We start from the raw sequence: 24,626 nt of genomic DNA, 5'->3' as shown, positions 1-24,626 counted from the left end.
GGAACCTCCGTCGGGGTCGCAGCGACCAATGAGCGTGACCGCATCGCACACCGGGGCCGCCCGCTGGGCCGCCGTCCGGCCCTGGCTCGGCGTCGCCGCCCGGCTCGGCCTGGCCGCCGTCTGGCTGGTCGCCGGCGGGGCCAAGGTCGGCGACCTGGCCGCCTCCGGGCGCGCCGTCAACGCCTACCAGGTCATGCCGTACGACGTCGCGACCGTGATCGGCGCGGCGCTGCCCTTCGTCGAGCTGGCCCTCGGGGCGCTGCTGCTGGTCGGCCTGGCCACCCGCCTGGCCGCCGGGATCTCGGCGGCCCTGCTGGTGGTCTTCGTCGCCGGCATCGCCTCGGCCTGGTCGCGCGGCCTGGCCATCGACTGCGGCTGCTTCGGCAGCGGCGGGCAGCTCGCCGCCGGGCAGACGCCGAGCTACCTCCCGGAGATCCTCCGGGACCTGGGATTCCTGGCCCTGGCCGGGTTCCTGCTGACCTGGCCCCGCACCCCCGTCTCCGTCGACGGCTGGCTCGCGGGCCCACCGGTGGAGGACGATGATGAGTAGTCGCAAGGGGCAGCGGAACGCCGCCCGCGTGGTCCGCGAGCAGCTCGCCCGGGAGCGCCGGCGCAAGCGCACCCTCTGGACGTCGCTGGTGGCGGTCGCCGTGCTGGTCATCGCCGGCGGGATCGGCTGGGCCGTCTGGTCCAGCCAACGCTCCGACACCTTCACCGCCCCGCCGGGCGCGACCGAGGCCGGCACCGGCATCGCCTACGGGACGGGCCCGGTCACCATCGACCTGTACGAGGACTTCCTCTGCCCCGCCTGCAACCAGTTCCAGCAGGCCAGCGGCGCGACGATCGACCAGCTCGTCAGCGAGGGCAAGGCGCGGGTGGTGTTCCACCCCGTCGCCTACCTCAACCGGTTCTCCACGACCGAATACTCCACCCGATCCTCCGCCGCCTCCGGCTGCGCCGCGAAGGGCGGCAAGTTCCAGGAGTACGCGAAGGCGCTGTTCGCCAAGCAGCCGCCGGAGGGCGGCGCGGGGCTGAGCGACGACGAGCTGGTCGACATCGGCGCGGGCGTCGGGCTGAACCGGGACGACTTCGCCTCCTGCGTCTCCGACGGGACGTACAAGGCGTGGACCGAGCACGTCACCGAGGACGCGAGCCGGGCCGGCGTCACCGGCACGCCCACCGTCAAGGTCAACGGCGCGGAGGTCGCCGACCGGTCGCCCGCGGGCCTCTCGGCGGCGGTGGCGGCGGCCGGCAAGTGACCCCCGCCGCGCCGCTCTCCGCCGTCCTCGCCCGGTCCCGGCGGCCGGCCGTCGCCGCGCGGCTGGTCGGCGTGCTCGCCGGGCTGGCCGCCGTCCTCGCCACGGCGACGCCGGCCGCCGCGCACGGCGGGGAGTCGCCCGACGGCACGGACTACCGGGCCGAGGTGACCGGCGTCGCGCCGGCCCGGCCCGGGCTGACCGCCCGCGTCGTGGAGGGCGGGGCGCGGCTGGAGCTGGTCAACCGCACCGGGCGGCCGATCGAGGTGATCGGCTACACCGGCGAGCCGTACCTGCGCGTCGGGCCGGACGGGGTCTACGAGAACAGCCGCTCCCCGGCGACGTACCTCAACCGGACCCTCGCCGGGGACACGGCCCTGCCCGCCCGGGCGGACCCGGCCGCCGCCCCGGACTGGCGGCGCGTCGGCGACGGGCCGACGGCCCGCTGGCACGACCGGCGCGCCCGCTGGCAGGAGTCGGCCCCGCCGGCGGCGGTGCACGCCGACCCGACCCGGGAGCAGCGGGTCCGGGACTGGGCAGTGCCGCTGCGCGACGGCGTCGAGCCGGTGGAGATCCGGGGCACCCTCGACTGGGTGCCGCCGCCCGACGCGTACCCCTGGTGGGTGGCGGCCACGCTCGGCTTCCTGCTGGTCGGCTCCGCCGGGCTGCTGGCGGCCGGCACCCCGCTCGGTGCGCGGGCGCTCGCCGGGGCCGGCGCGGCGCTGGCAGTGGGCGGGGTCGCCGCAATCGTGTTCACCGTGGGCCGGGAGCTGGACGCGGGCGCCACGGGCGTCGGCGGCGTGCTGCTGGGCCTGCTCGGCGGGCAGGTCTGGGCGCTGCTCACCGGCCTCGGCGCGCTCGCGGCGGGCGGCTACGCGCTGGCCCGCCGCCCCGCCGCCGACTTCGCCCTCGCGCTGGCCGGGGCGTGCCTCGCCCTGTTCGCCGGGGTCACCAACGTCGCCGTCCTGGCCCGCTCGGTGCCCCCGCTGCCCTGGCCGGGCGGGGTGGCCCGGGTCCTGCTCGTCCTGGTCCTGGCCACCGGGGCCGGCGCCACCGCGGCGGGCCTGCTCCGCCTCCGCGCCGCCGCCCACCGGGCCGTCCCCGCCCCGGCGGAGCCGGTCAGGGGGTGAAGCCGTAGGGCAGCTCCAGGCGGTGCGCCGCCAGCAGCTCCCGGTCGGCCAGCAGCTCCCGGGTGTCGGCGTCGGCGACGATGCGCCCGCCGTCGAGGATCACCGACCGGTCGCACAGCTCCCGCGCGTACGGCAGGTCGTGCGTGACCATCAGCAGGGTCACCGGCAGGTCGCGCAGGATCTCGGCCAGCTCCCGGCGGGCCGCCGGGTCGAGGTTGGACGACGGCTCGTCCAGCACCAGGATCTCCGGGTGCATGGCCAGCACGGTGGCCACCGCCACCCGGCGGCGCTGCCCGAACGACAGGTGGTGCGGGGCCCGGTCGCGGTGCCCGCCCATCCCCACCGCCGCGAGGGCCTCGTCGACCCGGGCGGCCAGCTCGGCCCCGCGCAGGCCCAGGTTGGCCGGGCCGAACGCCACGTCCTCGGCGACCGTGGGCAGGAAGAGCTGGTCGTCGGGGTCCTGGAAGACGATCCCGACTCGGCGGCGGATCTCCGCGAGGGTGGCCCGGTCCCGGCCCACCGTCAGCCCGCCGACGCTCACCGTGCCCGCGGCGGCGGTGAGGATGCCGTTGAGGTGCAGCACCAGCGTCGTCTTGCCCGCGCCGTTGGGCCCGAGCAGCGCCACCCGCTCGCCGCGCGCCACGGTCAGGTCCACCCCGTCCAGGGCGACGTGCCCGTCCGGGTACGCGAACCGGACGCCGCGCACGTCCAGGGAGGGGGGAGCCGGGTTCTGCACGCCACCGATCATGTCAGGGCGACGGCGGTCGCGGCGATCCCGGCCGCGACCAGCGGCACCGTCGCCCCGACCAGCCACTGCCCCGCGCTCGCCGCGCCCGCCCCCTGCCACACCGCCGGCATCCGGCCGGCGTAGCCGCGCGACAGCATCGCCAGGTAGACCCGCTCGCCGCGCTCGAACGCGCGCAGGAACAGCGCGCCGATCCCGGCGGCGAAGCCGCGCAGCTGCCACAGGAAGCGCGGATCGTCGCCCCGGGAGACCCGGGCCACCCGCATCCGGCGGGCCTCGCCGACCAGCACGTCCAGGTAGCGGAGCATGAACGTGGCGATCTGGGTGACGATCTGCGGGCAGCGCAGCCGGTCCAGGCCGACGATCAGGTCCCGCGTCGTCGTGGTCGCGGCCAACAGGAGCGACGCGAGCACGCCCAGCGTGCCCTTCGCGACGATGTTCCAGCCGCCGAGCAGCCCGTCGACGGACAGGGCCAGCCCCGCCACCTCGACCCGCTCGCCCGCGCCGAGGAACGGCAGCGCGACGGCGAAGAGCACGAACGGCAGCTCGATCGCCGCGCGGCTGAGCAGCCAGCCCGGCCCGACCCGGGCCAGCGCGGCCACGGCGGCGACCAGCAGGGCGTACCCGCCGAACGCCCAGAACGCCGTGCGGGGGGTGGCCACCACGGCGAGGGTGAACAGCACCATCGCGGCGATCTTCACCTCCGGCGGCAGGCGGTGCACCGGGGAGGTCGCCTCCCGGTAGAGCACGTGCGCGTGACCGGCCCCCATCGTCGGGCCGCCTACCGGGACCGCGCGGCGCGCGACGCGTCGTCGGCCGGGCTCCCGGCGGCCCGCCCGCCCGCCTCCGCCGTCGCCGCGCCGGCGGCAGGCTGCTGCGGGCCGCGGCGACGCAGCAGCCAGAAGACGCCGCCGCCCACGGCGAAGGTGAGCAGCACGCCGAGCACCCCGGACAGCCCGGTGGAGAGGAAGTCGTTGTCGAGGCCACGGACGCCGTAGTCGGCCAGCGGGCTGTCGGCCAGCTCGTGGTCGCGCTCCTGCTGGGCGGGGCAGCTGCCGCCCGTGATCTCCCCCTCGGCGTCGACCGTGCAGCCCCGCAGCAGCGACGAGTCCAGCCCGTCGGGGTGCGCCGAGGCGTAGTTGCTCACCACGCCGGCCAGCAGCAGGGCGACCAGCAGCCCGCCGACGACGAAACCCCAGGGACGCTTGCTCATCGGGCACCTCCGGCGGCCGGAACGACGGGGGCCGGCGCGGCCGGCCTGAGGGAGCGCAGCGCGTAGACCAGATCGGGGCGGACCTTGGCGACGGTGACCACCGTGGTGGCGGTGATCAGGCCCTCGCCGATGCCGATGAGGAGGTGGACGCCGGCCATCGTGCCGGCCAGGCCGGCGAGGTTGCCGCCCAGGTCGGTGGTGCCGCCCAGCCAGTACTGGAGCACGAAGCCCTGGGACGCGACCACGACGCTGACCAGCGCCGAGACGAAGGCCGTCACACCGAGGCCGACGGGGGTGCGGGGCAGCACCCGCAGCAGCAGGGCGATCAGCAGGTACGCCGCGGCGGTGCCGAGGACCGCCATGTTGGTGACGTTCAGGCCGAGCATCGCCACCCCGCCGTCGCCGAAGACCAGCGCCTGCACGACCAGCACGACCGCCACGCAGAGCGCGCCGACCCACGGGCCGACCAGCAGCGCGGCGAGCGCGCCGCCGAGCAGGTGGCCGCTCACCCCGGCGGTGAAGATCGGGAAGTTGAGCATCTGGACGGCGAAGATGAACGCGGCGACGAGCCCGGCCATCGGGGCGAGCCGGTCGTCGAGGTCGCGCCGGCCGCGCAGCACGCAGAGAGTCAGCACGGCGAGGGCGAACGCGGCGAAGACGGCGGCGACCGGGCCGTTCACGATGCCGTTGGAGATGTGCATCGCCAGGGTTTCCACTCGACCTCCCGCAGGCCCGGCGGGAGCGTCCGCGCCGGCTCGACCCAGCCTATTTCCACGGATGAGCTGTTGCCAATCCCTTGCAACAGTGCGGAGGCGTCGATCACGGTGCGGTCGGCCCGGCTGACCCGGGACGGCGGTAGGGTTCGGCCATGACCGCGCCCGCCCGCCTCAGCCCCGGTGACCCCGCGCCCGAGTTCACCCTGCCGACCGACACCGGCGAGAGCCTCTCCCTGGCCGACCTGCGCGGCCGGACGGTGATCCTCTACGCCTACCCCGCCGCGATGACCCCCGGCTGCACCAAGCAGGCGTGCGACTTCCGCGACTCGCTCGCCTCGCTGCGGTCCGCCGGCTACGAGGTGGTCGGCATCTCGCCGGACAAGCCGGAGAAGCTGGCGAAGTTCCGCGAGCGGGACGCCATCACCTTCCCGCTGGTCGCCGACACCGACCGGGCGGTGCTCACCGCCTACGGCGCGTACGGCGAGAAGCAGTCCTACGGGCGCACGGTGACCGGGGTGATCCGGTCCACCTTCGTCATCGACCCCGACGGCAAGATCGAGCGGGCGCTCTACAACGTCAAGGCCACCGGCCACGTCGCCAAGCTGCGCCGCGACCTCGGCCTGGACTGAGCGGCCGGGCCACCGGCCCGCGCGGCTCGGTCGACACCGCCGGCGAGGCGGCCGCGCCCCGGCACGACGGCAAGCAGCGAGATGGCCGGGGCGGCACCCGCCACCCATACTTCCCTGGTAGCGATCAGACTACGGCCGGTGACGCCGAGGATCGCCCGCCCCGCCGTGGGCGGGCACCGGGACGGGGCGGCTGCCGGCATCCGCGGGCGGGAAGGGGCAGCTGTGGACTACGCCGAAATCGTGCACCTGGTCAACACCGATCCGGTGGCGCAGGTGTTGCTGGATTCGCCGGTCGCGATGCGGCTCGGCTACGTGGGCCTGGACGGCCACCCGCGCACGGTGCCGGTCGCGTACCTGTGGAACGGCGAGGCGTTCCAGTTCGCCAGCCCCACGACCGCGTACAAGGTGCGGGCGATCGCGGCGCACCCGCAGGTCTCCTTCAGCGTCGACACGTACTCGCCGGAGGTGCGGCGCAGGGTCGCCGCGCAGCTCGGGCCGACCGTCTCCGACTACACGCCCGTCGTCATGCTGGTGCGCGGCACGGCGTCGATCGAGGTCCACCCCGGGGTGCCGGACGTGCACGTCAAGGCGTCGTGGCGGATGTTCGCGGACAAGAGCCTGGCCCCGGGCTGGGAGCAGCAGAAGCGCGCGCACACGACCGACATGGCGGTGATCACCATCAGGCCGACCCACCTCACGCTGTGCGACTTCGTGACCCGCTTCCCGCCGCCGGTCGAGATCAACGCGCCCGCCCACGACCCCGCGCACGGCGGGAGCGACAGCACGCCGGTCCCGGTCAACTGATCCCGGGCCCGGACCCGGGCGGTCCGCCTGCCGGACGGCGCCAACACGAGGGACGCCGAACCCTCTAGACTCCTCGGGCAGGCGGGAGTGGTGGAATTGGGTAGACACGCAGGATTTAGGTTCCTGTGTCCGTGAGGACGTGGGGGTTCGAGTCCCCTCTCCCGCACCACGTTTCCATCGCGCGCACCAGGGTTTCCGTCGCGCGCATCATCGCGGTCGACGGGCCGGCCGAGACTTCGACCGGCCCCGTCGCACCTCGGCTTCCGGCGCGGGCGGCCGGCACCCGCTGTTGCGCCGGTCACGATCGGGCGTCCCCCGGGCGGCGGCGGGGCCAGGATGACGGGGTGAGCCTGCGCTTCGTCCTCGACCCCGACCCCACCGCCGAGCTGCGCGAACGGATCGTCGACCTGTGGGTGGACGTCACCAACGCCGGCGGCGCGGTCGGCTTCGTGCCGCCGGTCACCGCGGCCGACGTCCGCCCCGTCGCCGAGGCGACGTTCGCCGGCATCGTCGACGGCCCGGACCGGCTGCTCGTCGGCTACGACGGCGACCGCCCGCTGGCCGTGCTGGTCTTCGCCGACAACCGGTTCGACCTGAAGGCGCACTGGTGCGTGCTGAAGCGGGTGATGGTGCACCCGGGCACGCAGGGCCTGGGATACGGCTCGGCGCTGATGCGGGAGGCCGAACGGCTCGGCCGGAAGCTGGGTCGCCAGGCGCTGCACGTGACGGTGCGGGGCGGGCTGGGGCTGGAACGCTTCTACGCGCGGCTCGGCTACCGGGAGGTGGGCCGGCTGCCCGGCGCGCTGCGGGTCGCCCCGGGCGACGACCGCGACGAGATCCTCATGTGGCTCGACCTCACCGCCGGCAGCCCCGACGCCGAGCAGGCGTCGCGGTAGTCCGATCACTGGCCGGTTGCGGTGCGGTCGCGTCGGCGTGTCGGGTGGCGGAGCCGGCCAGACATCCCGCCCCGGCCAGGTGGGGACGCCGACGAGGCGCCGGGTCAGTTGCGGCAGCCGGCGGCGGGCGCTTCGGCGGCGAGCGGCACGACGGGCGCGACCGGGGCCGACGGGCCGGCTGAGGCCGGGGCGGCCGACGGCGACGGGCGGGGCGACGACGCGCGGGGCGACGGCGAGGCGCTGGGCCGGGGCGACGCGGAGCGCGTGGCCGGTCGGCCACCGCCGGCCGTCGCGCCGCCGTACATCCTGACCGTGCCGCGCTGGACCTGCCCGGGCGTCAGCCGGACGCCACCGGCGGTGACGCGGTGGCCGTGGACGTCGGTGACCCGGATCGAGAACGGGCCGGGGCCGACGCCGGACTCGACCAGCCAGTAGTTGTAGTCCTGCCGGTCGGCGGCGCGCCACCCGCCCGAGTCGCCCTGCCGTACCTCCACGGCGCGCAGCGGGTTGCCGTGGTCGGCGACCAGCACGGCGAACCAGTACCGCGACGCGCCCTCCTTGATCCGGAACGCGAGCGGGCCGGGCAGCGGCGGGTCGACCACCGCGCGGTAGCTGACGGAGACGACGCCCTGCACCGGGTCGGCGATCCGCGCGAACGCCTCGCGGGAGAGGTCCAGGTGCCCTGGCGCGCACTCGGGGCACTGGTCCATGACGAGGACCCGGACGGTGCCCTTCGGGCCCGTCACGTCGAGGTGGCCGCCGCAGGCCGCGCCGGCCGCGTACTCCGACGGGCCGAGCGCCACGTAGAGCCGGTTCGCCGGGGCGCTCGGGTAGGAGCAGTTGCCGCCGGCGCCCTTCGAGTCGTAGAACGTGGCCTTGCCCTTGTGGACGGTCCCGCCGACCGGCGGCGCGGCGGCGGGCACGGCGACACCAAACGGGGCGACGACACCGAGTGGGGCGGCGCAGGCCGGGGTTGCCCCGGCGCGCAGGGCGAGGGTCAGGCCGAGGACGCCCGCGAGGACGGCCACCCCGCCGGCGGCGAGCCAGCGGGACCGGCCGGGGCCCGGGGCGCGGCGGCGGCCGGGGCCGCCGGCGGGTTGGGGGGCGTCCGGGGGCGCGCTCGCGTCGGTCACGCCGGTCGATGCTGCCGGACCCGTGGCGTCGGGGACAAGCCGGCTAAGCCAAAGCTAAGACGCCGGGCGTCACCAGGCGACGCCGATGCCGTCGCCCGGATACCAGTGCCGGGCCGGGGTCTCCCGGTACGCGAGGAACCGCCGGCCGGTGCGTTCGGCGTGCTCGGCGAGGACGTTCGTGGCGGTGACGTTGTCGGTGAGCAGCAGCGCGCCGGGGGCCAGCTTCGGCTCGACGGCGTCGAACTCGCGCCTCTCGTGGGCGCGGCTGTGGTCGCTGTCGTGCAGGAAGAGGTCGACGGGCCGGTCGAGCGCGCCGATCGAGGCGACGGAGTCCCCGACCACCAGGTCAACGACCCCGGACCAGGGCGCGGCGCGGGCCAGGTAGCCGGCCTCGGGGTTGATGTCCAGCGAGGTGACCCGGCCGGGGTGGCCCTCGGCGGCGTTGCGCAGCAGGGCCGCCGCCAGCACGCAGCTGCCCAGCCCCTTGTCGACGCCGGTCTCGACCACGTGCGCGGGGCGGGTGGCGCGGACCATCGCGTACCAGCCGATCCGGCGGGCGTAGCGGACCTGGCGGTCGGCCAGGCCCCGGCGGGCCGCCCCGGCGGTGGCCCGCTCGATGTGCCGGCGCAGCTCGTCGTCGCCCTCGATCTCGGCAAACCAGCCGCGCACCCGGCCCACCGGCACGTCGCAGACGACGCTGACGAACCAGGACAGGTGGTGCCGGCTGAGCGTGGTCAGCTCGTACGTGTAGTTGTGGTGCTCCCGGGAGGTGACCAGCCAGCGGGCGGAGGCGCGCAGCACCCTGGCGTCGTGCCGGGCCACCCGGGCGAGCCGCTTGGGGAAGGCGGCGACCGAGGCGAGCCGGGTGCGGGCGACGGCCCGCCGGAGCTTCGTTGCGTCCACGGGAGGGTTGTACCAGGTCCGGGGAAACAACGGGTGGCGAACTTCACCGTCGCCCGGCCCCGGACCGGCCGGAACGGGCACGTGCGGGGCGCGGCGCGTCGATAGCATCGCCGCCATGTCCCGTCCCGAGCAGGCCGCCGCACCGACCCCGGGCGGCCCGCCCGGCCCGCCCGCCGCAGCGTCCACGCCGGAGGGCGCCGGGGCGCGCCCGAAGCGCCGCCGGTGGGGTCGGATCGCGCTCGTGGCGCTGCTCGCCGTGGTGCTGCTCGGCGCGGGCGGCACGGTCGCCGGGGCGCTGTGGCTGCGGTCGGTGGAGCGGGGCGTCGACCGGGTCGACGCGTTCGCCGAGGTGCCGGAGCAGGAGCGGCCGGCGGCGGCGGCCCGGGGCGCGCTGAACGTCATGGTCCTGGGCAGCGACTCGCGGGACCCGGACGGCACCCAGGGGTCGCGCACCGACACGATCATCGTGGCGCACCTGCCGAAGGACCGGTCGAGCGCCGAGCTGATCTCGATCCCCCGGGACACCTGGGTCCCGGTCCCCCGCTCGGCCGACGGCCGGCACGGCGGCCGGGAGGCGAAGATCAACGCCGCGTACGCCTGGGGCGGGGTGCCGCTGATGGTGCGGACGGTGGAGCAGTTCACCGGCGTCCGCATCGACCACGTGGTGCTCGTCGACTTCGCGGGGTTCCGGGAGATCATCGACGCCCTCGGCGGGGTCGAGATCACCTCGGAGAAGACGTTCACCTCGATCCACCCGCCGTTCCGCACCTTCCGGCAGGGGCCGCAGCTCATGGACGGCGAGACGGCGCTGGACTACGCCCGGCAGCGCAAGCAGTTCGCCGACGGCGACTTCGCCCGGATCCGCCACCAGCAGCAGGTCATCAAGGCGATCCTCGACCGGGCCGCGTCCGGCGGCATCCTCGCCAACCCCGGCCGGCTCAACGCGTTCGTGCGGGCCACTTCCGACTCGGTCTCCGTCGACCGGGGCATGTCGCTGCTGGACATGGCGACCCAGTTGCGCGGACTGCGCGGCGGCAACCTGTTCTTCTTCACCTCGCCCAGCCGGGGCACGGGCACCGTCGGCGGCGAGAGCGTCGTCTTCGCCGACGACCGCCGGGCGCGCACCCTCTACGACGCCGTCCGCCGCGACGCCGTCAAGGAGATCGTCGCCGCCGGCTCGTGACCGGCAGTCCCGCCTGTTCCCGGGTCGGGCCGGTGCGCGGTCCCGACCCGGGAACGTCGGACCCGGTCCGTAGGCTGCCGCCGTGTCCGATGACTTGTCCCGGCTGCTGGGCGCGCTGCCCGCCGGCGAGCTGCCCCCCGGCCGCCTGATCACGCCGCAGGCGGGCGGCCCGCCGCGCTACTGGCTGAGCGACGCTGCCGCCGAGTCCGAGATGTGGGCGCGGTTCCGGCGCGACCACCCCGGCACCGGGCTGTGGCCGCTGCTGCTGAGCGGCCTGGGCGGCCAGCCGCACCGCCCCTGGGTCGACGGGGAGGTGGCCCCGGCCCGCCGGCCACCCCGGGGCGGCCACGACCCGGCGGAGCTGCTGGCGCACTGGTGGGACGGCTGCGTGTCCGAGGACGACGACCCCGAGCTGGCCGAGGCCACCGCCCCGTTCGGCCGGCGCTGGCCCGGCCTGGCCGCGCCCGGCGAGCCGCAGGAGCCGGCCGGCGACGTCGCCGACGACCTGGCGGACTTCCTGCTCAGCGACACCGAATACCTCGGAGAGACCCGGCTCGGGCTGGTGCCGGCCGCCGGCGGCGCGGACGCGCCGGCCGCCACCGGCTGGCGGGGGCCGGTGCACCACCTCGACTCCGGTGGCCAGCTCACGGCGGTGCTGCGCAGCTGGGCGGAGCGCTTCGGCGCGCTGGTGGTCGGGGTCGGCTTCGACACCCTCCACCTCAGCGTGGCTGCCCCGCCCACCACGCCTGAGCACGCCCTGCGGGTCGCCGCCGAGCACCTCGCCTTCTGCCCCGACAACGTCCGGCAGGGCAGCGGCTCACTGGCCGCGTACGCGGAGGAGATCCGGGGCGGGCAGAGCTGGTCGTTCTGGTGGGACTGACCGCCGGCGGTTTCTCCCCGGGGGGCGTCAGCCGCCGGTGCGCCGCCGCGCCGCCAGCTCGTCGAGCAGCGCCGCGTGGGCCGGCTTCGGCCGGAAGTCGGCGTCGAAGAGGCAGGCCGCGCCGAAGCCGACGTGGTAGCCGGGGATCCAGCTACGGGCGTCGGTGAACCCCCACACGGTGACCGACGCGCAGGCCGCCACGTCCAGGCAGGCGCGCAGCACGTCCCGGTACACGGTCGCCTGGCGGCGCAGCCCCTCCGCCGTCGCGGGGAGCCGTACCCGCACGTCCAGCTCGGTGACGGCGACGCGCACGCCCAGCGCGGCGAACCGGCGCAGGTTGCCCCGGACATCCTGGGGTGGGCGTTCGGCGTCCAGGTGCCCCTGGAAGCCCACCCCGTCGACCGGTACGCCGTCGGCCCGCAGCCGCCGCACCAGCTCCAGCAGCGCGTCGGCCTTCGCGGTCCGCCCCTCGGTGCCGTACTCGTTGACGAACAGCCTGGCGTCGGGGTCGGCCTGGCGGGCCCAGCGGAACGCGTCGGCGACGTAGCCGGGGCCGAGCTTGCGCAGCCAGAGGGTGTCGCGCAGGGAGCCGTCCTCGGCGAGCACCTCGTTGACCACGTCCCAGGCCCACACCCGGCCCCGGTAGTGCGCGACGACGGCGGTCACGTGCCGGCGCAGCACCTCCCGCAGCCGCTGCGCCGACCAGTCCGGGGAGACCCAGTCGGGCACGTCGTTGTGCCAGACCAGGGTGTGACCGTAGACGGCCTGGCCGTTGCGGTGGGCCAGGTCGACGATCTGGTCGCCGCCGGCCCACGCGTACACCCCGGGCGAGGGCTCCAGGTTGCGCCACTTCATCGCGTTTTCCGCGGTGACCGCGTTGAACTCGGCGGCGAGGACGCCCGGGTAGGCGGGGTCGAGGTTGAGGCCCCTCGGGTCGACGGCCGTGCCGATCAGCGTCCCGGCCGGGGCGAGGCCGCGCAGCGTGCCGGCCGCCGACGGAATGTAGGCCGGGGCGGACCGGGCGGCCCCGCCCGGGTCGCCGGCGCGGCCGGTGCCGACGGCGGCCATGCCGGCGAGCAGCACGGTGGCGACGACCAGCGCCGCCGCCACCAGCAGGCCGGCGGCGGTGAGCGGGCGCGGCCGGGTCACCGCCGGAACCGGCCGGGGTCGGGTGGGCGCGCCGGCCACGGCCCCGGCGGCGTCGTCGGGGTGGGGCAGCGACGCCCGGTCGAGGCTCCGGCCGCCGTCACCCACGGGCCCAGGGGGCGGCTGTGAAGTTGCGCCGGGCGCGCTCGGCGTAGATCGCCCGGGGCAGCTCCGGCACCTCCTCGGTGGCGAGCAGGCCGGTCAGCGTGCAGGTCACCGCCGCCGCGTCGCCGGGCATCCGGGGCGTGCGCAGCGCCGCCGGCTGCCCGATCTCGTCGAGGAAGTCGTCGCACTTGCGCTGGTACGGCACGAGGGTGAACGGTACCCCCGCCAGGTACGCGAAGACGGCCCCGTGCAGCCGCATGTGCAGCCCGAGGTCGCAGCGCTTCATCTCGTCCCAGCAGGCCCGCACGCCGTCGCGGGCGGTGACGACCCGCACGTCGCAGTGCCCGGCGACGGCGGCCCGCAGCCGCTCGCCGACCCGCTCGTCGCCGTGCAGCGGGTGGGTGTTGAACACGAACACGGTGACGTCGACGGGCTCGGCGCGCACCAGCGCGCGCACCCCCTCGACCAGGGCGTCCTCGCGGCGGCGCACATCGGCGTCGGCGGCCTCGTGGTCGACGCCGAGCAGGGTCACGCCGAGGCGGGCCCGGCCGGTGGGGCGCGGCCGGCGCGGCGGGACAGGCTCGCCGAGCGCCTCCGGCAGCAGGCCGGCGAGGTCACCGGCGGGCACCAGCACGCCCGGGTAGCCGGCCCGTTCGAGGACCTCGGCGGAGGCGATGTCGCGTACCCCGATGAAGGCGACCCGGCGCAGGACGCGCAGCAACCGGCGCTCGGAGGCGGCGGAGACGAACGGGCCGACGGAGACCCCGACGGCGGCCATCGGATGCCCGGACACCCCGGAGAAGAGCGAGAAGACCTTCTTCTCGCTCAGCGGCCCCATCTCGCGGAACACGGAGCCGCCGCCGAAGACCAGCATGGTGGAGCGGCGCAGCAGGGCGGCCTTGTTGAGCACCCAGCCGGCCCGGTCGGCGGTGCCGCGCGAGCGGTACCAGCGCGGGTCCATGCCGGTGCGCTCCGGCGGCAGGTCCACCATGGGCGGCGCGGCGAAGACGGGCTCCTCGGCTCCCCAGTAGACCCGGGTCGCCCAGTCCATCACGACGCAGAACGCGTTGTCGCCGACGTTCTCCATGCCGTAGTAGCCGACGACCAGGGGCCGGCGGGCCACGGCGGCCGGCGCGGGACGGGTGGGGGCCGGTTCAGGACGCACGGGGAGCCTCCCTGCTCAGGCGCCTGCGCAGGTCGCGCCAGGTGGGCAGCGGGGCGTCGCCCACGACGCCCCGTCGGGCGGCGACCCAGAGCAGGCAGCAGAGTACCGCCTCCGCCAGCACCGTCGCCCCGGCGGCACCGCGCACGCCCCACACCGGGACGGCCACCGCCAGCGCCGCCAGCAGCACCACGGCGCCCACGGCCTGGTACGCCACCTTGCGGCGCAGCAGCCCGCCGCTGGTCAGCAGCGCGGCCACGGCGGCGCCGCCGAACCGGAACGGCACCGCCAGCGCCAGCACCGCCAGCACCGGCGCGGCGTCGCGGTATTCCGGGCCGAACACCACCGGCAGGGCCACCAGGCCGCCGACCGCCACCGCCGCCGCGACGACCGCGCCGAGCGCGACCATCCCGGCGCTGCCCCAGCGGTACGCCAGCAGCACCGCCTCGGCGTCCGAGCCGGCCCAGCGGTGCAGCTTGCCCAGCAGGTACTGCTGGTAGACGACCCGGGGCACCAGGTAGACGGCGGTGAGCACGGCCATCGGCACGGCGAGCAGGGCCGCCTCCGCCCCGCCGAGCAGCTCGGCGGCGAGGACCGTGCCGAAGTGGATGCCGAGCAGGTAGCAGACGTTGCCGAGCACGTAGGGTGTGGCCGCCCCCAGCAGCTCGCCCGGCCGGGGGCCGGCGTCGAGGCCCCCGGCCGGGACGGCGGGGCCAGCCGGGACGACGGCGGGAGCCGGGACGGCACCGGGGGCCGGGACGGCGGCGCGGGCGGCGGGGGCCGGGTGGCCCTCCAGCGGCATCGCGCCGCGCCGGAACTCGCGGGAGGCCAGCAGGCAGGCGGCGACGGTGGCCACGGCGACGACCGCGTACCCGGCCGCCGCGGCGACGACCGACAGCCCGGCCGCCCAGACCGCCACGGTGACCAGCACCCGGCCCAGGTGGGGGGCCAGCTGGAGCGCGGACAGGCCACGGTAGTCGCCGCGCAGCTGCCGCACCGAGCCGGCCAGCGCGAGCGCCGCCTGGGCGACCACGACGGTGGCGAGCAGCGCCCGCACCGCCGCCGCCGTGACGTCGGGCAGCTCGGCGGCGCTCCAGGCCAGCACGCCGAGCAGCAGCGCCGCGCAGGCCGCGCCGGCCAGCCGCAGCGACGGCCCCACCCACCGGTACGCCCGCGCGCCCTCCTGCCCGAACACCTGCAACCACAGCTCGGAGACGCCGAACACGGCCAGCGGGGCGGTCAGCGACACCACGGCCAGCACGGCGGTGAACGAGCCGAAGTCCTCCCGGGTGAGCGTGCGGGCGAGCAGCACCTGGCTGCCGAACGCGGCGACGGTGACGCCGGCCTGGCTCAGCCCCAGCAGGCCGACCTGGGCCAGCATGGTGGCCGCCCGACCGCGCCCGGGCCTCGGGTGCGGCCCGGGGCCGGAGTCCGGCTCCCGCCCGCGCCGCGGTTCGCCGCCGCGCCCGGCGTCAACGGCCGAGGCTGACAAGCCACTTCCCCGTCTCGCTGAGGGTGCGCAGCGCCTTGATGCCCAGCGCCACGCCGGGCGTCCGCGACGGGCGGTACATGTCGACCAGCCGGAACCAGAAGACCAGGCCGCCGAGGCGGCCCCGGGTGATGTTGCCGTCGTGCCGGCGGAACCGGACCACCGGGTGGGGCAGGTGCCGGGGGTGCACGCCGGCGCGCAGCGCCCGCAGCATCAGCTCCACGTCCTCGAAGAGCCGGAAGCTCTCGTCGTACCCGCCGATGCGCTCCAGCACCCGCCGGTCGATGGTGGTGCCGGAGTGCTTGAACGGCAGCCGGGGGCGGGTCAGCACGCCCAGCAGCATGGTGCGCGCCGAAGTGTATTCGGGCAGCCGGATGCGCCGGGAGGCGTCGCCGCGCACCTCGTGGTAGTCGACGTAGACCCAGCCGCCGCCGGTGGCGGTGAGCAGGTCGTGCAGCCGGCCCAGCGCGTCGGCGGAGAGCTCGTCGTCGGAGTCCAGCACCGTGATGTAGCGGCCGGTCGCGGCGCGCAGGGCGACGTTGCGGGCCCGGGCGATGCCGCTCGGCGGCAGGCTGAGCACCCGGACCCGCCGGTCGGCGGACACGCCCGCCTCCGCCAGCACCCGGGTGACCGGAACGGCCGAGCCGTCGTCGACCACGACCAGCTCGAAGTCCCGGTGGTGGTTGGCCAGCACGCTGCGCACCGCGTCGACCAGCAGCTCGGCGCGGTCGCGGACCACGATGCAGACCGAGAACGTCGGCACCACGGCCGCGTCGTCGCCCGCGTGCGCCACCCCGTCCGCGTCGTGCTCACCCTGGACGGACGCCGGCAGTGGATGCCTCATCGAGCCGCCCCTCCTCCCCCCGTTCGACCTCGGCCGCGACCGTGGCGTCGCCCGGCGACGCGCCCGCCGCGCCGCCGGGCGACAGGATCACCAGCTGCCCGAAGAGGAACAGCCACATGAAGTACGGGTACGCCATCGGCTTCTGGGTGAGCCCGAAGAGCACGAAGACCGCGTAGAGCACGCCGAGCGCCCAGCGCTGCGCCGGGTCGGCGCACCGCCGCCGGACGACGACGTGGAGGCCGGCGACGATCCCGACGACCGCGACGAGGCCGACGACGCCCCAGACGACGAGGATGCGCAGCAGGTCGTTGTGCATGTCCCACGGCTCGTAGCCGAACCCGAAGAGCCAGACGTCCGGCGTGGACCGGTGCAGGACGCGGGCCACGTCGTTCCAGATCGCGCCCCGGCCGTGCATGAACGTGTCGGAGCGTACGTCGAGCGAGCCGACCTCGGTCAGCGCCACCCCGGCCCGCTCCCGGACGGTCTCGCCCGCGAGCGCGACGGCGACCCCGCCGGCCGCGAGCAGGCCGGCGGCCACGGCCACGACCCGCCGCCGGCCGACGCGGGTGCCCAGCGCGGCCCGCAGGGCCCCCAGCCGCCGCGCCTCGAAGGCGACCACGATCACCAGCAGGCAGCCGATGGTGAGCCGGTGCAGCGACACCGCGCCGGTGGCCACGAAGAGGCCGATCAGCGCGTAGCGGCGCAGCGGCGTCAGGCGCAGCCGGTCGCCGGCCGCCCGGAGCCGGTCGCCGAGCACGTAGCAGAGGAACACCGAGAACATCAGCAGCCGCCCGAGCGACATCGGGTGGTAGTAGCCCCCCGACGCCCGGCCGATCTTCTGGCCGGGCAGCTCGAAGTAGAACGAGTAGGGCACGACGCCCGCCACCTGGAGCCAGGCCAGCGCGCAGTGGACGACCGCGCCGGCCAGCACGACGGCCGCCACCCCGGCCAGCCGGCGGACGGGGAACCGGGCCGGGCTCATCAGCGCCATCCCGATCAGCGCCACCGGGGCGAAGCTGACCAGCAGCCGCACCGCCTCGGCGGGGATCGCCGAGGCGGGGTCGAGCCGTGGACCGTAGATGGGGTAGCGACGGATGTCGAACAGGGCCAGCAGGTCGGCGCGCGGACCGGCCGCCAGGTAGCTGAACCCGGAGACGACCAGCAGCAGGGCGAGGGCGAGCAGCATCGCCAGCACGGGGCGCGGCGGCAGCCGGCGGGCCGCGAGCACCGCCGCCGCGAGGGCGGCCAGCATGCAGCCCGCCCCGACGGCGCTGAGCAGGACGCCCAGGTCGACCCCGCCGCCCGCGTCGCGCTCGCCGATGTCGAGCAGGGGCTTGACCGCGATCAGCGCCAGCGCGGCGGTGGCGAGGTGGCCGGCGGCCCGGTCGAGCCGCTCCGGCGTGCCGCCCGCGAGCCGGGGGCCGGGGGCGGTGAGCGGCGTGGGACTGTCCACCTTGTCCAACCGTCGGTAAGGGGCGAAACACCAGGACGATACCAACGCGGGGGCCCCGTCCGCTGACCCCGAGGCCGCCCGGCGGGGCGCGCGGCGACGCGACCCCGGCTTGCCGGTGCGGCGGCCCGTCCGGCAAGCTGGTCAGCCGTGCCGAGCCCCCCGCCCCGCCCCGTCCCGATCGGTGTGGTCATCGCCGCCCACGACGAGGCGAACGTCATCGGCGGCTGCCTGGACGCGCTGCTCGCCGACGCGGGCCCCGGCTCCGGCGTCGAGCTGGACATCGTCGTGGTGGCCAACGGCTGCACGGACGACACGGCGCGGGTGGCCGCCGCGCGGCCCGGCGTACGGGTGGTGGAGCTGGCCGAGGCGGGCAAGGCGGCCGCGCTGAACGCCGGGGACGCGGTGGCGCGCGGCTTCCCCCGGTTCTATCTGGACGCCGACGTGGTCCTCGGCCCCGGCGCGCTGCGCGCGATGGCCGCCGCGCTGACCGCCCCGGTGGACCCGCCGCTGGCCGTGACGCCCCGCCGGGAGATGGTCACCACCGGCCGGCCGCTGCTGGTGCGCGCCTACTACGCGATCAACACCCGGTTGCCGATCTTCGCCGACGCGCTGTTCGGCCGGGGCGTGCTGGGCGTGTCGGCGGCGGGACGGGAGCGCTTCGACCGGTTCCCGGCCGAGATCGCCGACGATCTCTTCCTGGACTCCCGGTTCGCCTCGGCCGAGAAGCGCGAGGTGTCGGCGGTGGCGTCGGTCGTGCAGACCCCCCGGACGCTGCGGGACCTGGTCCGCACGCTGGCCCGGGTGCGGGCCGGCAACGCCATGCTGCGCGCCTCGCACCCCGGGATCCGCCCGTCGGTCCCGTCGTCCTGGCTGCGGGACGTGGTGCTGCCCCGCCCCTGGCTCGCGCCGGCCGCCGTGGTCTACGTGGCCGTCACGCTCGCCGCCGCGCTGCGCGCCCGCCGCCACCCGCGCGGGGCGTGGGGCCGGGACACCTCGACCCGCTGACCGCCCGAAGGAGGGCCGGGGTCAGCGGCGCGATCGACGCCGCGCCAGCAGCACCACGCCGATCGCGAGCGCGGCGAGCAGCGCGCCGCCGAGCCCCGAGAACAGGACCGTGGGCAGGTTGGACTGCTCCGGCGCCGCCGCCGTGAGCTGCTGCCGGTCGGCGGCGCTCTGCCGGTACGCCTCGGCGAGCTCGTTGCCGTTGCCGCCCCGGGCGACGGCGTCCAGTTGGGACACCGCCGTGTCGTCCCGCCCGGTGAAGTACGCGTCCAGCCCGCGCCGGTAGAGCCGGTCGGCGTCGCCGAGCGCGGGCGTGACCCCGGCCTCGGCGAGCAGCTCCCGGGCGGCGGTGACCGGCACCACGGCCCGGTTGGCCCCACCCGCCCCGGACCGGTCGTTGGTGAGTACGCCGACGACCCGGCCGGCGGGGTCGAGCGCGACGCCGCCGTGGGAGTAGATCCCGATGTCGTCGCCGATCCGGAACAGCGGCACCGGGCCCTGGCCGGTGTCGGTGGCGGTGACCTGCACGGTCTTCGAGCGCAGCGTGTAGGTGGCGTCGCGGAAGTCGGCGTCGACGGTGTGGTAGCCGGCGACCGCCACCACGCCGCCCGGCGTCAGCGCGGCGGCGTCGCCCAGCTCGACGGCGGGCAGGTCGGGCCGGGCGACCCTGACCAGGGCGAGGTCCCCGGCGTCGGCGGCCCGGGTGCGGACCACCTCCCCGGCGATCGCCGGGGTGCCGGTGAGCCCGCCGGTGGCCTGGTTGAGCTGCACGAAGACCTGGCTGGACGGGGGACGGTCCGGCTCCTTGCCGGTGAACCGGGTGCCGGCCGTCCGCGACCGGACCCAGCCGTCGAGCGCGCCCGAGGTGAGCTTCTTGCCGGCGACGAGGATCCGGCCGAGGGTGTAGAGGGCCCGCTCCCGGGCGACCGGCTCGTCGGGGGCGACGCACTGGCCGTTGGTGAGCACGTGCCCGGCGGGGTCGACCACGAAGCCGCTGCACCGCCGCTGGAACGTGACGGGCGTCGGGTTGAGCAGCGCCCCGGTCCGCCCGTCGCGCAGGTATCCGTTGAACACGGCCTCGACGAAGACGAGCCCCGGCGCGGCGGTGGCGAGCGCCCGTTCCTGCGCGCTGTAGGGGGCCGCCTGGCTCCACGGGCGGAAGCCGGCGGCGGGGGTGACGGTCGGGAACGCCCCGGCGGGGCCGGCCGGCGACGGCGCGTCCGCGCCCCGGGTGACGGCCCAGGCCGCGAGCCCGCCGCCCGCGGCGAGCACGACCAGGGCCAGCGCCGCGACGCCGAGCCGCAGCCCGGTGCGCGGGCGGGGCGGCGGGGACGGCTGGATGCGCCGGGCGGGCGACGCGAACGGGTCGTGCGGCGGCGGGTCGGCGAACCCGGGGTGGGCGGCCGGCGGCTCCGCCGGCGCGGTCGCGACGACCGGCGAGCCGGTGGCGTGCGCCGCCCAGACCGGCGGCGCCCCCGAGCCGGGCATCCCGGACACGGGCGCTCCGGAGGCGGGCACCGCCGAGCTGGGCGTTCCCGAGACCGGGACACCGGAGGCGGGCTGACCCGAGGCGGGGACGGCCGAGGCGGGGACGGCCGAGGCGGGGACGGCCGAGGTCGGCGTGGCCGGGGTCGGCCTGCCCGGGGTGGTCGGCGTGGCCGGGGTGGGTGCCGGCGTCGCCCCCCGGGTGGCCGGGTCGCCGACGGGCTCCAGGTGGGGCGAGCGCAGCGGCATGCCGAGCAGGCCGAAGAGTTTGTCGGCGGCGTTCTCCACCTCGGCCGGGTAGGCCACCCAGGGGCGGGCGGCGGCGAAGTCGGCGTTGACGTAGCGGGGGCCGCCGGGGGTCTGCGCGAGGGTGTCCGCCGCGTTGGTGAACGCCTCCCGCCAGGGCCGGTCGGCGGCGGCGGCCCCCTCCAGCACGGCGATGGTCAGCAGCCGGTCCTGACCGTCCACCGCCCACCAGACGCTGCCGACCTGGCACACGCCCGACGCCTCGGTGAACCTGTACGGACCCTCCGGCTGCATGCCCCACTCCTCTGTTCACCCGCCGTGCGGATAGTACCGAGGCGGCACGACGCGGGAGGCCGTCGCGGGGTTGCCTCTGAAAGTTTTCATGCATAGGGTCAGGCCATGAATGAAGGAGGCACCTCCGGGGCGTCCGCCGCCCGGGTGCTCGACCTCTTCCAGGGCGTCCGGCTCACCCCGACGCAGCGGCGCATCGCGCACAGCCTGGTGCAGCACGCCGCCGCGGCGGCGTACCTGTCAGCGGCCGAGGTGGCCGAGCTGGCCGGCGTCAGCCAGCCGTCGGTGACCCGGTTCGCCGTCGCGCTCGGCCACGACGGCTACCCGGCGCTGCGCCGCCGGCTGCGCGAGCTGACCGGCGCCGCCGGCACCGACGAGCCCTCCGGCGGCAACGAGCTGCAACGCGCCGTCTACACCGAGGTGGCCAACCTGGAGCGGCTGGCCGGCGAGCTGGCCGACACCGACCGGATCGCCGCCGTCGGCAAGCTGCTCGCCGCGAGCCGCCCCCTGCCGGTGCTCGGGCTGCGGGCCGCCGCGCCGCTGGCCGCGTACTTCGCGTTCTTCGCCGCGAAGGTGCACCCCGACGTGCGGGTGCTCGACGACGGCGGCAGCCTGCTCGCCGACCGCCTGGAGCAGGCCGCGGCGGCCGGCGCGACCGCGCTGCTGGCCTTCGTCCTGCCCCGCTACCCCCGGGAGACCCTCGACGCGCTGGCCGAGGCGCGGGCCGCCGGGCTGACGGTGGTGGCCATCACCGACTCGCCGGTCAGCCCCGCGACCGAGCACGCCGAGGTGGTGCTCCCCGCCGCCGTCGGCACCGACCTCGTGTTCGACCTGCACACCGCACCGATGACCCTGGCGATGGTGGTCCTTCAGGCCATCTGCGACGCCGCCCCCGCCGAGACCCAGCGCCGGCTGGAGGCCTTCGAGTCCTCCGCCGCCCGTCGCCAGTTGTTCCTCGGCTGAGAGGAGAGACGAGATGCCCCAGCCCGTCCGCGCCGCCCGGGGGGCCGCGCTCACCGCCCGGGGGTGGCCGCAGGAGGCCGCCCTGCGGATGCTGATGAACAACCTCGACCCGGAGGTGGCCGAGCGCCCCGACGACCTGGTCGTCTACGGCGGCACCGGGCGGGCGGCGCGGGACTGGCCGTCGTACCACGCGCTGGTGCGCACGCTCACCGACCTGCGCGACGACGAGACGATGCTGGTGCAGTCCGGCCGCCCGGTCGGGGTGCTGCGCACCCACGAGTGGGCCCCCCGGGTGCTGCTGGCCAACTCCAACCTGGTCGGCGACTGGGCCACCTGGCCGGAGTTCCGCCGCCTGGAGTCGCTCGGCCTGACCATGTACGGGCAGATGACCGCCGGTTCGTGGATCTACATCGGCACCCAGGGCATCCTCCAGGGCACCTACGAGACGTTCGCGGCCGTCGCCGCGAAGTGCTTCAGGGACGGCACGCTCGCCGGGACGCTGACGCTCACCGCCGGCTGCGGCGGGATGGGCGGGGCGCAGCCCCTCGCGGTCACCATGAACGGCGGCGCGTGCCTGATCGTCGACGTCGACCGGTCCCGGCTGGACCGCCGGGTGCGCGACCGTTACCTCGACGAGGTCGCCGACTCCCTCGACGACGCCGTCGAGCGGGTGCTCGCCGCGAAGCGGGACCGCCGGGCGCTGTCGGTCGGCGTCGTCGGCAACGCGGCCACGGTCTTCCCCGAGCTGCTGCGCCGGGGCGTGCCGATCGACGTCGTCACCGACCAGACCAGCGCGCACGACCCGCTGTCCTACGTGCCGGAGGGGGTGGAGCCGGCCGACGCGCCCGACTACGCGAAGGCGAAGCCGGCCGAGTTCACCGACCGGGCGCGGGAGTCGATGGCGAGGCACGTCGAGGCGATGGTCGGCTTCCTCGACGCCGGCGCGGAGGTCTTCGACTACGGCAACTCGATCCGGGGCGAGGCGCGCCTCGGTGGCTACGAGCGGGCGTTCGACTTCCCCGGCTTCGTGCCGGCGTACATCCGGCCGCTGTTCTGCGAGGGCAAGGGCCCGTTCCGCTGGGCGGCGCTCTCCGGCGACCCGGCCGACATCGCCGCCACCGACCGGGCGATCCTCGACCTGTTCCCCGAGAACGAGTCGCTGGCCCGGTGGATCCGGCTGGCCGGCGAGCGGGTCGCGTTCCAGGGCCTGCCGGCGCGGATCTGCTGGCTCGGCTACGGCGAGCGCGACCGCGCCGGGGTGCGGTTCAACGAGATGGTCGCCTCCGGCGAGCTCTCCGCGCCGGTGGTGATCGGCCGCGACCACCTCGACTGCGGCAGCGTCGCCAGCCCCTACCGGGAGACCGAGGCAATGGCCGACGGCTCCGACGCGATCGCCGACTGGCCGCTGCTCAACGCGCTGGTCAACACGGCTAGCGGGGCGTCCTGGGTGTCCATCCACCACGGCGGCGGGGTCGGCATCGGCCGGTCCATCCACGCCGGTCAGGTCTGCGTCGCCGACGGCACCCCGCTGGCCGGGCAGAAGATCGAGCGGGTGCTCACCAACGACCCGGCGATGGGCGTCATCCGGCACGTCGACGCCGGTTACGACGCCGCCCGCGAGGTCGCCGCCCGCACCGGCGTCCGCGTCCCGATGGCCGAGGTGCAAGGAGGGGCCCCTTGTTAACGCATTCTGCAGGTGAAGGGCCCCTTCCTAACGACGACCACAGCAGCCAGCGGCGGTTCCGCGAGCTGTGGGATCAGATCGCGCCGATCGGGCGCGACGCCGGCAGCGGCGGCTACCTGCGGTACGCGTTCACCGGCCCCGAGCTGGCCCTGCGCGACTGGTTCCGGGCGCAGGCCGAGCGTCGGGCCATGCCGGTGACCGTCGACGGCAACGGCAACCTCTTCGCCCGCTGGGGCGAGCCCGACGCGCCGCAGGCGGTGCTGACCGGCAGCCACTTCGACTCGGTGCCGCACGGCGGCGCGTACGACGGGCCGCTCGGCATCGTCAGCGCGTTCCTCGCCGTGGACGAGCTGCGCGCCGCCGGCGTCACCCCGTCCCGGCCCCTCGTGGTGGCCGCGTTCGCCGAGGAGGAGGGGGCCCGGTTCGGCGTACCCTGCCTGGGGTCGAGGCTGCTCACCGGCGCGCTCGACGCCGACCACGCGGCCGGGCTGCGCGACGCCGACGGGGTGAGCCTGGCCGAGGCGCTGGGCGACCGGCCGGCGGGCCCCCGCCCCGACCTGCTCGCCGGCTGGTCGTGCTTCGTGGAGCTGCACGTCGAGCAGGGCCGCGCGCTGGTCGACCAGGGCGCGCCCGTCGCGGTCGCCAGCGCCATCTGGCCGCACGGCCGCTGGCGCTTCGACTTCCACGGCGAGGGCAACCACGCCGGTACGACCCGGATGGCCGACCGCCGCGACCCCATGCTCACGTACGCGTTCACGGTGCTCGCGGCCAACAAGGAGGCCCGGCTGCGCGGCGCGCACGCCACGGTGGGCCGGGTCCGGGTCGAGCCGAACGCCACCAACGCGATCCCGGCGCGGGTGACCGGCTGGCTGGACGCCCGCGCCGCCGACCCGGAGACCGTCGCCGGCCTGGTCGAGGCGGTCCGCGCCAAGGCGACCGAGCGGGCCGGGCGCGACGGCACGGAGGTCACCGTGACCGAGGAGTCGGCGACGCCGCTGGTCGGCTTCGACGGCGACCTCGGCCGGCGGCTCGCGGCGCTGCTCGACGCGCCGGTGCTGCCCACCGGGGCGGGCCACGACGCGGGGGTCCTCGCCGGGCGGCTGCCCACGGCGATGCTGTTCGTGCGCAACCCGACCGGGGTGTCGCACTCCCCCGCCGAGGCGGCCACCGACGCCGACTGCGCCGCCGGGGTGGCCGCCCTGGCCCGGGTGCTGACGGAGCTGACGTGCCGATGACCGGGGAGCTGACGTGCCGATGACCGGGGAGCC

Annotated in this window: 24 protein-coding genes and 1 tRNA gene; 13 read left to right on the top strand and 12 right to left on the bottom strand. The window is 76.4% G+C overall.

Annotated features, from left to right (window positions below; genetic code table 11):
- Positions 1–28: 28 nt before the first annotated feature.
- From O7633_RS27445 to O7633_RS27435, 3 genes are read left to right on the top strand one after another with little or no spacing between them, the layout of a single operon-like run.
- Positions 29–550, top strand: coding sequence for a MauE/DoxX family redox-associated membrane protein (locus tag O7633_RS27445; RefSeq protein WP_278132701.1), 522 nt, complete (start codon positions 29–31; stop codon positions 548–550).
- Positions 543–1,259, top strand: coding sequence for a thioredoxin domain-containing protein (locus tag O7633_RS27440; protein ID WP_282324459.1), 717 nt, complete (start codon positions 543–545; stop codon positions 1,257–1,259). Before O7633_RS27445 ends, O7633_RS27440 begins: the two co-directional genes overlap by 8 nt.
- Positions 1,256–2,386 carry a hypothetical protein gene (locus O7633_RS27435; protein ID WP_282324458.1) on the top strand — a complete coding sequence of 377 codons (1,131 nt, stop codon included), beginning with the start codon at positions 1,256–1,258 and terminating at the stop codon, positions 2,384–2,386. The genes O7633_RS27440 and O7633_RS27435 overlap by 4 nt, the downstream gene beginning before the upstream one ends.
- On the opposite strand, the gene O7633_RS27430 is transcribed toward O7633_RS27435, so the two are convergent.
- From O7633_RS27430 to O7633_RS27415, 4 genes are read right to left on the bottom strand one after another with little or no spacing between them, the layout of a single operon-like run.
- Positions 2,376–3,134 carry an ATP-binding cassette domain-containing protein gene (locus tag O7633_RS27430; RefSeq protein ID WP_278132696.1) on the bottom strand — a complete coding sequence of 253 codons (759 nt, stop codon included), beginning with the start codon at positions 3,132–3,134 and terminating at the stop codon, positions 2,376–2,378. The two genes, O7633_RS27435 and O7633_RS27430, sit on opposite strands and share 11 nt — an antisense overlap.
- Positions 3,131–3,901 (bottom strand): cobalt ECF transporter T component CbiQ, encoded by a 771-nt coding sequence (gene cbiQ, locus O7633_RS27425; RefSeq protein ID WP_074473684.1) that lies wholly within the window; start codon positions 3,899–3,901, stop codon positions 3,131–3,133. Before cbiQ ends, O7633_RS27430 begins: the two co-directional genes overlap by 4 nt.
- Positions 3,902–3,912: 11 nt before the next feature.
- Complete coding sequence (locus tag O7633_RS27420) at positions 3,913–4,344, bottom strand: PDGLE domain-containing protein (protein WP_282324457.1); 432 nt, start codon at positions 4,342–4,344, stop codon at positions 3,913–3,915.
- Positions 4,341–5,060 (bottom strand): energy-coupling factor ABC transporter permease, encoded by a 720-nt coding sequence (locus O7633_RS27415; protein WP_282324456.1) that lies wholly within the window; start codon positions 5,058–5,060, stop codon positions 4,341–4,343. The genes O7633_RS27420 and O7633_RS27415 overlap by 4 nt, the downstream gene beginning before the upstream one ends.
- 152 nt (positions 5,061–5,212) lie before the next feature.
- Between O7633_RS27415 and bcp the strand changes: the two genes are divergently transcribed.
- The 4 genes from bcp (at position 5,213) to O7633_RS27395 (ending at position 7,389) form a co-directional block, all read left to right on the top strand.
- Positions 5,213–5,689, top strand: a complete 477-nt coding sequence (gene bcp / locus O7633_RS27410) for a thioredoxin-dependent thiol peroxidase (RefSeq protein WP_074473679.1) — start codon at positions 5,213–5,215, stop codon at positions 5,687–5,689.
- Positions 5,690–5,911: 222 nt separating this feature from the next.
- Positions 5,912–6,493 (top strand): pyridoxamine 5'-phosphate oxidase family protein, encoded by a 582-nt coding sequence (locus tag O7633_RS27405; protein ID WP_278132693.1) that lies wholly within the window; start codon positions 5,912–5,914, stop codon positions 6,491–6,493.
- A gap of 81 nt (positions 6,494–6,574) precedes the next feature.
- A tRNA-Leu gene (locus O7633_RS27400) sits at positions 6,575–6,662 on the top strand.
- Positions 6,663–6,837: 175 nt separating this feature from the next.
- The gene (locus tag O7633_RS27395) at positions 6,838–7,389 is read left to right on the top strand and encodes a GNAT family N-acetyltransferase (RefSeq protein WP_282324455.1); all 552 of its coding nucleotides are present in this window, start codon (positions 6,838–6,840) and stop codon (positions 7,387–7,389) included.
- A 104-nt stretch (positions 7,390–7,493) separates the two neighbouring features.
- Here O7633_RS27395 and O7633_RS27390 read toward each other — a convergent pair whose 3' ends face one another.
- Together O7633_RS27390 and O7633_RS27385 are read right to left on the bottom strand one after the other, a co-directional pair.
- On the bottom strand, positions 7,494–8,522 hold the full coding sequence (locus O7633_RS27390) for an expansin EXLX1 family cellulose-binding protein (protein WP_282324454.1): 1,029 nt from the start codon (positions 8,520–8,522) through the stop codon (positions 7,494–7,496).
- Positions 8,523–8,591: 69 nt separating this feature from the next.
- Entirely contained in the window at positions 8,592–9,425 is an 834-nt protein-coding gene (locus O7633_RS27385; RefSeq protein WP_282324453.1) for a class I SAM-dependent methyltransferase, read from the bottom strand.
- Positions 9,426–9,540: 115 nt separating this feature from the next.
- On the opposite strand from O7633_RS27385, the gene O7633_RS27380 reads away from it, so the two are divergent.
- Together O7633_RS27380 and O7633_RS27375 are read left to right on the top strand one after the other, a co-directional pair.
- Positions 9,541–10,608 (top strand): LCP family protein, encoded by a 1,068-nt coding sequence (locus O7633_RS27380; protein ID WP_282324452.1) that lies wholly within the window; start codon positions 9,541–9,543, stop codon positions 10,606–10,608.
- 82 nt (positions 10,609–10,690) lie between these two features.
- Entirely contained in the window at positions 10,691–11,488 is a 798-nt protein-coding gene (locus tag O7633_RS27375; RefSeq protein ID WP_282324451.1) for a DUF4253 domain-containing protein, read from the top strand.
- Between the two features lie 27 nt (positions 11,489–11,515).
- Here the strand turns inward: O7633_RS27375 and O7633_RS27370 are convergent, their stop codons facing one another.
- The 5 genes from O7633_RS27370 to O7633_RS27350 form a co-directional block, all read right to left on the bottom strand.
- Entirely contained in the window at positions 11,516–12,742 is a 1,227-nt protein-coding gene (locus tag O7633_RS27370) for an endo-1,4-beta-xylanase (protein ID WP_282324450.1), read from the bottom strand.
- A complete protein-coding gene (locus tag O7633_RS27365) occupies positions 12,735–13,904 on the bottom strand; it encodes a polysaccharide pyruvyl transferase family protein (RefSeq protein WP_282324449.1) in 1,170 nt (389 codons plus the stop codon). Before O7633_RS27365 ends, O7633_RS27370 begins: the two co-directional genes overlap by 8 nt.
- On the bottom strand, positions 13,894–15,282 hold the full coding sequence (locus O7633_RS27360) for a polysaccharide biosynthesis C-terminal domain-containing protein (RefSeq protein WP_282324448.1): 1,389 nt from the start codon (positions 15,280–15,282) through the stop codon (positions 13,894–13,896). Before O7633_RS27360 ends, O7633_RS27365 begins: the two co-directional genes overlap by 11 nt.
- 91 nt (positions 15,283–15,373) lie before the next feature.
- Positions 15,374–16,234 (bottom strand): glycosyltransferase, encoded by an 861-nt coding sequence (locus tag O7633_RS27355; RefSeq protein ID WP_074473663.1) that lies wholly within the window; start codon positions 16,232–16,234, stop codon positions 15,374–15,376.
- The gene (locus O7633_RS27350) at positions 16,200–17,687 is read right to left on the bottom strand and encodes a hypothetical protein (protein ID WP_282324447.1); all 1,488 of its coding nucleotides are present in this window, start codon (positions 17,685–17,687) and stop codon (positions 16,200–16,202) included. Before O7633_RS27350 ends, O7633_RS27355 begins: the two co-directional genes overlap by 35 nt.
- Before the next feature lie 147 nt (positions 17,688–17,834).
- On the opposite strand from O7633_RS27350, the gene O7633_RS27345 reads away from it, so the two are divergent.
- A complete protein-coding gene (locus O7633_RS27345; RefSeq protein ID WP_282324446.1) occupies positions 17,835–18,692 on the top strand; it encodes a glycosyltransferase in 858 nt (285 codons plus the stop codon).
- Positions 18,693–18,713: 21 nt separating this feature from the next.
- Here the strand turns inward: O7633_RS27345 and O7633_RS27340 are convergent, their stop codons facing one another.
- Positions 18,714–20,714 carry a trypsin-like peptidase domain-containing protein gene (locus tag O7633_RS27340; protein WP_282324445.1) on the bottom strand — a complete coding sequence of 667 codons (2,001 nt, stop codon included), beginning with the start codon at positions 20,712–20,714 and terminating at the stop codon, positions 18,714–18,716.
- Positions 20,715–20,819: 105 nt separating this feature from the next.
- On the opposite strand from O7633_RS27340, the gene O7633_RS27335 reads away from it, so the two are divergent.
- From O7633_RS27335 to O7633_RS27325, 3 genes are read left to right on the top strand one after another with little or no spacing between them, the layout of a single operon-like run.
- Positions 20,820–21,674 (top strand): MurR/RpiR family transcriptional regulator, encoded by an 855-nt coding sequence (locus O7633_RS27335; RefSeq protein WP_282324444.1) that lies wholly within the window; start codon positions 20,820–20,822, stop codon positions 21,672–21,674.
- Positions 21,675–21,687: 13 nt separating this feature from the next.
- On the top strand, positions 21,688–23,358 hold the full coding sequence (hutU, locus tag O7633_RS27330) for a urocanate hydratase (RefSeq protein ID WP_282324443.1): 1,671 nt from the start codon (positions 21,688–21,690) through the stop codon (positions 23,356–23,358).
- Complete coding sequence (locus tag O7633_RS27325; RefSeq protein WP_282324442.1) at positions 23,352–24,593, top strand: allantoate amidohydrolase; 1,242 nt, start codon at positions 23,352–23,354, stop codon at positions 24,591–24,593. The genes hutU and O7633_RS27325 overlap by 7 nt, the downstream gene beginning before the upstream one ends.
- Positions 24,594–24,626: the final 33 nt, after the last annotated feature.

The organism is Micromonospora sp. WMMD712 (assembly GCF_029581295.1).
GTDB classification, from domain to species: Bacteria; Actinomycetota; Actinomycetes; order Mycobacteriales; family Micromonosporaceae; genus Micromonospora; species Micromonospora carbonacea.
Note: the sequence above shows the minus strand (reverse complement) of the source record. Positions and strands in the feature narration are given on the sequence as shown.

What these genes read in the sequence shown, in the direction of transcription:
- O7633_RS27445 (WP_278132701.1), top strand. Translation starts at nt 29, where the DNA reads ATGAGCGTGACCGCATCGCACACCGGGGCCGCCCGCTGGGCCGCCGTC.
- O7633_RS27440 (WP_282324459.1), top strand. Translation starts at nt 543, where the DNA reads ATGAGTAGTCGCAAGGGGCAGCGGAACGCCGCCCGCGTGGTCCGCGAG.
- O7633_RS27430 (WP_278132696.1), bottom strand. Translation starts at nt 3,134, where the DNA reads ATGATCGGTGGCGTGCAGAACCCGGCTCCCCCCTCCCTGGACGTGCGC.
- cbiQ (WP_074473684.1), bottom strand. Translation starts at nt 3,901, where the DNA reads ATGGGGGCCGGTCACGCGCACGTGCTCTACCGGGAGGCGACCTCCCCG.
- O7633_RS27420 (WP_282324457.1), bottom strand. Translation starts at nt 4,344, where the DNA reads ATGAGCAAGCGTCCCTGGGGTTTCGTCGTCGGCGGGCTGCTGGTCGCC.
- bcp (WP_074473679.1), top strand. Translation starts at nt 5,213, where the DNA reads ATGACCGCGCCCGCCCGCCTCAGCCCCGGTGACCCCGCGCCCGAGTTC.
- O7633_RS27380 (WP_282324452.1), top strand. Translation starts at nt 9,541, where the DNA reads ATGTCCCGTCCCGAGCAGGCCGCCGCACCGACCCCGGGCGGCCCGCCC.
- O7633_RS27360 (WP_282324448.1), bottom strand. Translation starts at nt 15,282, where the DNA reads ATGCTGGCCCAGGTCGGCCTGCTGGGGCTGAGCCAGGCCGGCGTCACC.
- O7633_RS27355 (WP_074473663.1), bottom strand. Translation starts at nt 16,234, where the DNA reads ATGAGGCATCCACTGCCGGCGTCCGTCCAGGGTGAGCACGACGCGGAC.
- O7633_RS27340 (WP_282324445.1), bottom strand. Translation starts at nt 20,714, where the DNA reads ATGCAGCCGGAGGGTCCGTACAGGTTCACCGAGGCGTCGGGCGTGTGC.
- O7633_RS27335 (WP_282324444.1), top strand. Translation starts at nt 20,820, where the DNA reads ATGAATGAAGGAGGCACCTCCGGGGCGTCCGCCGCCCGGGTGCTCGAC.
- hutU (WP_282324443.1), top strand. Translation starts at nt 21,688, where the DNA reads ATGCCCCAGCCCGTCCGCGCCGCCCGGGGGGCCGCGCTCACCGCCCGG.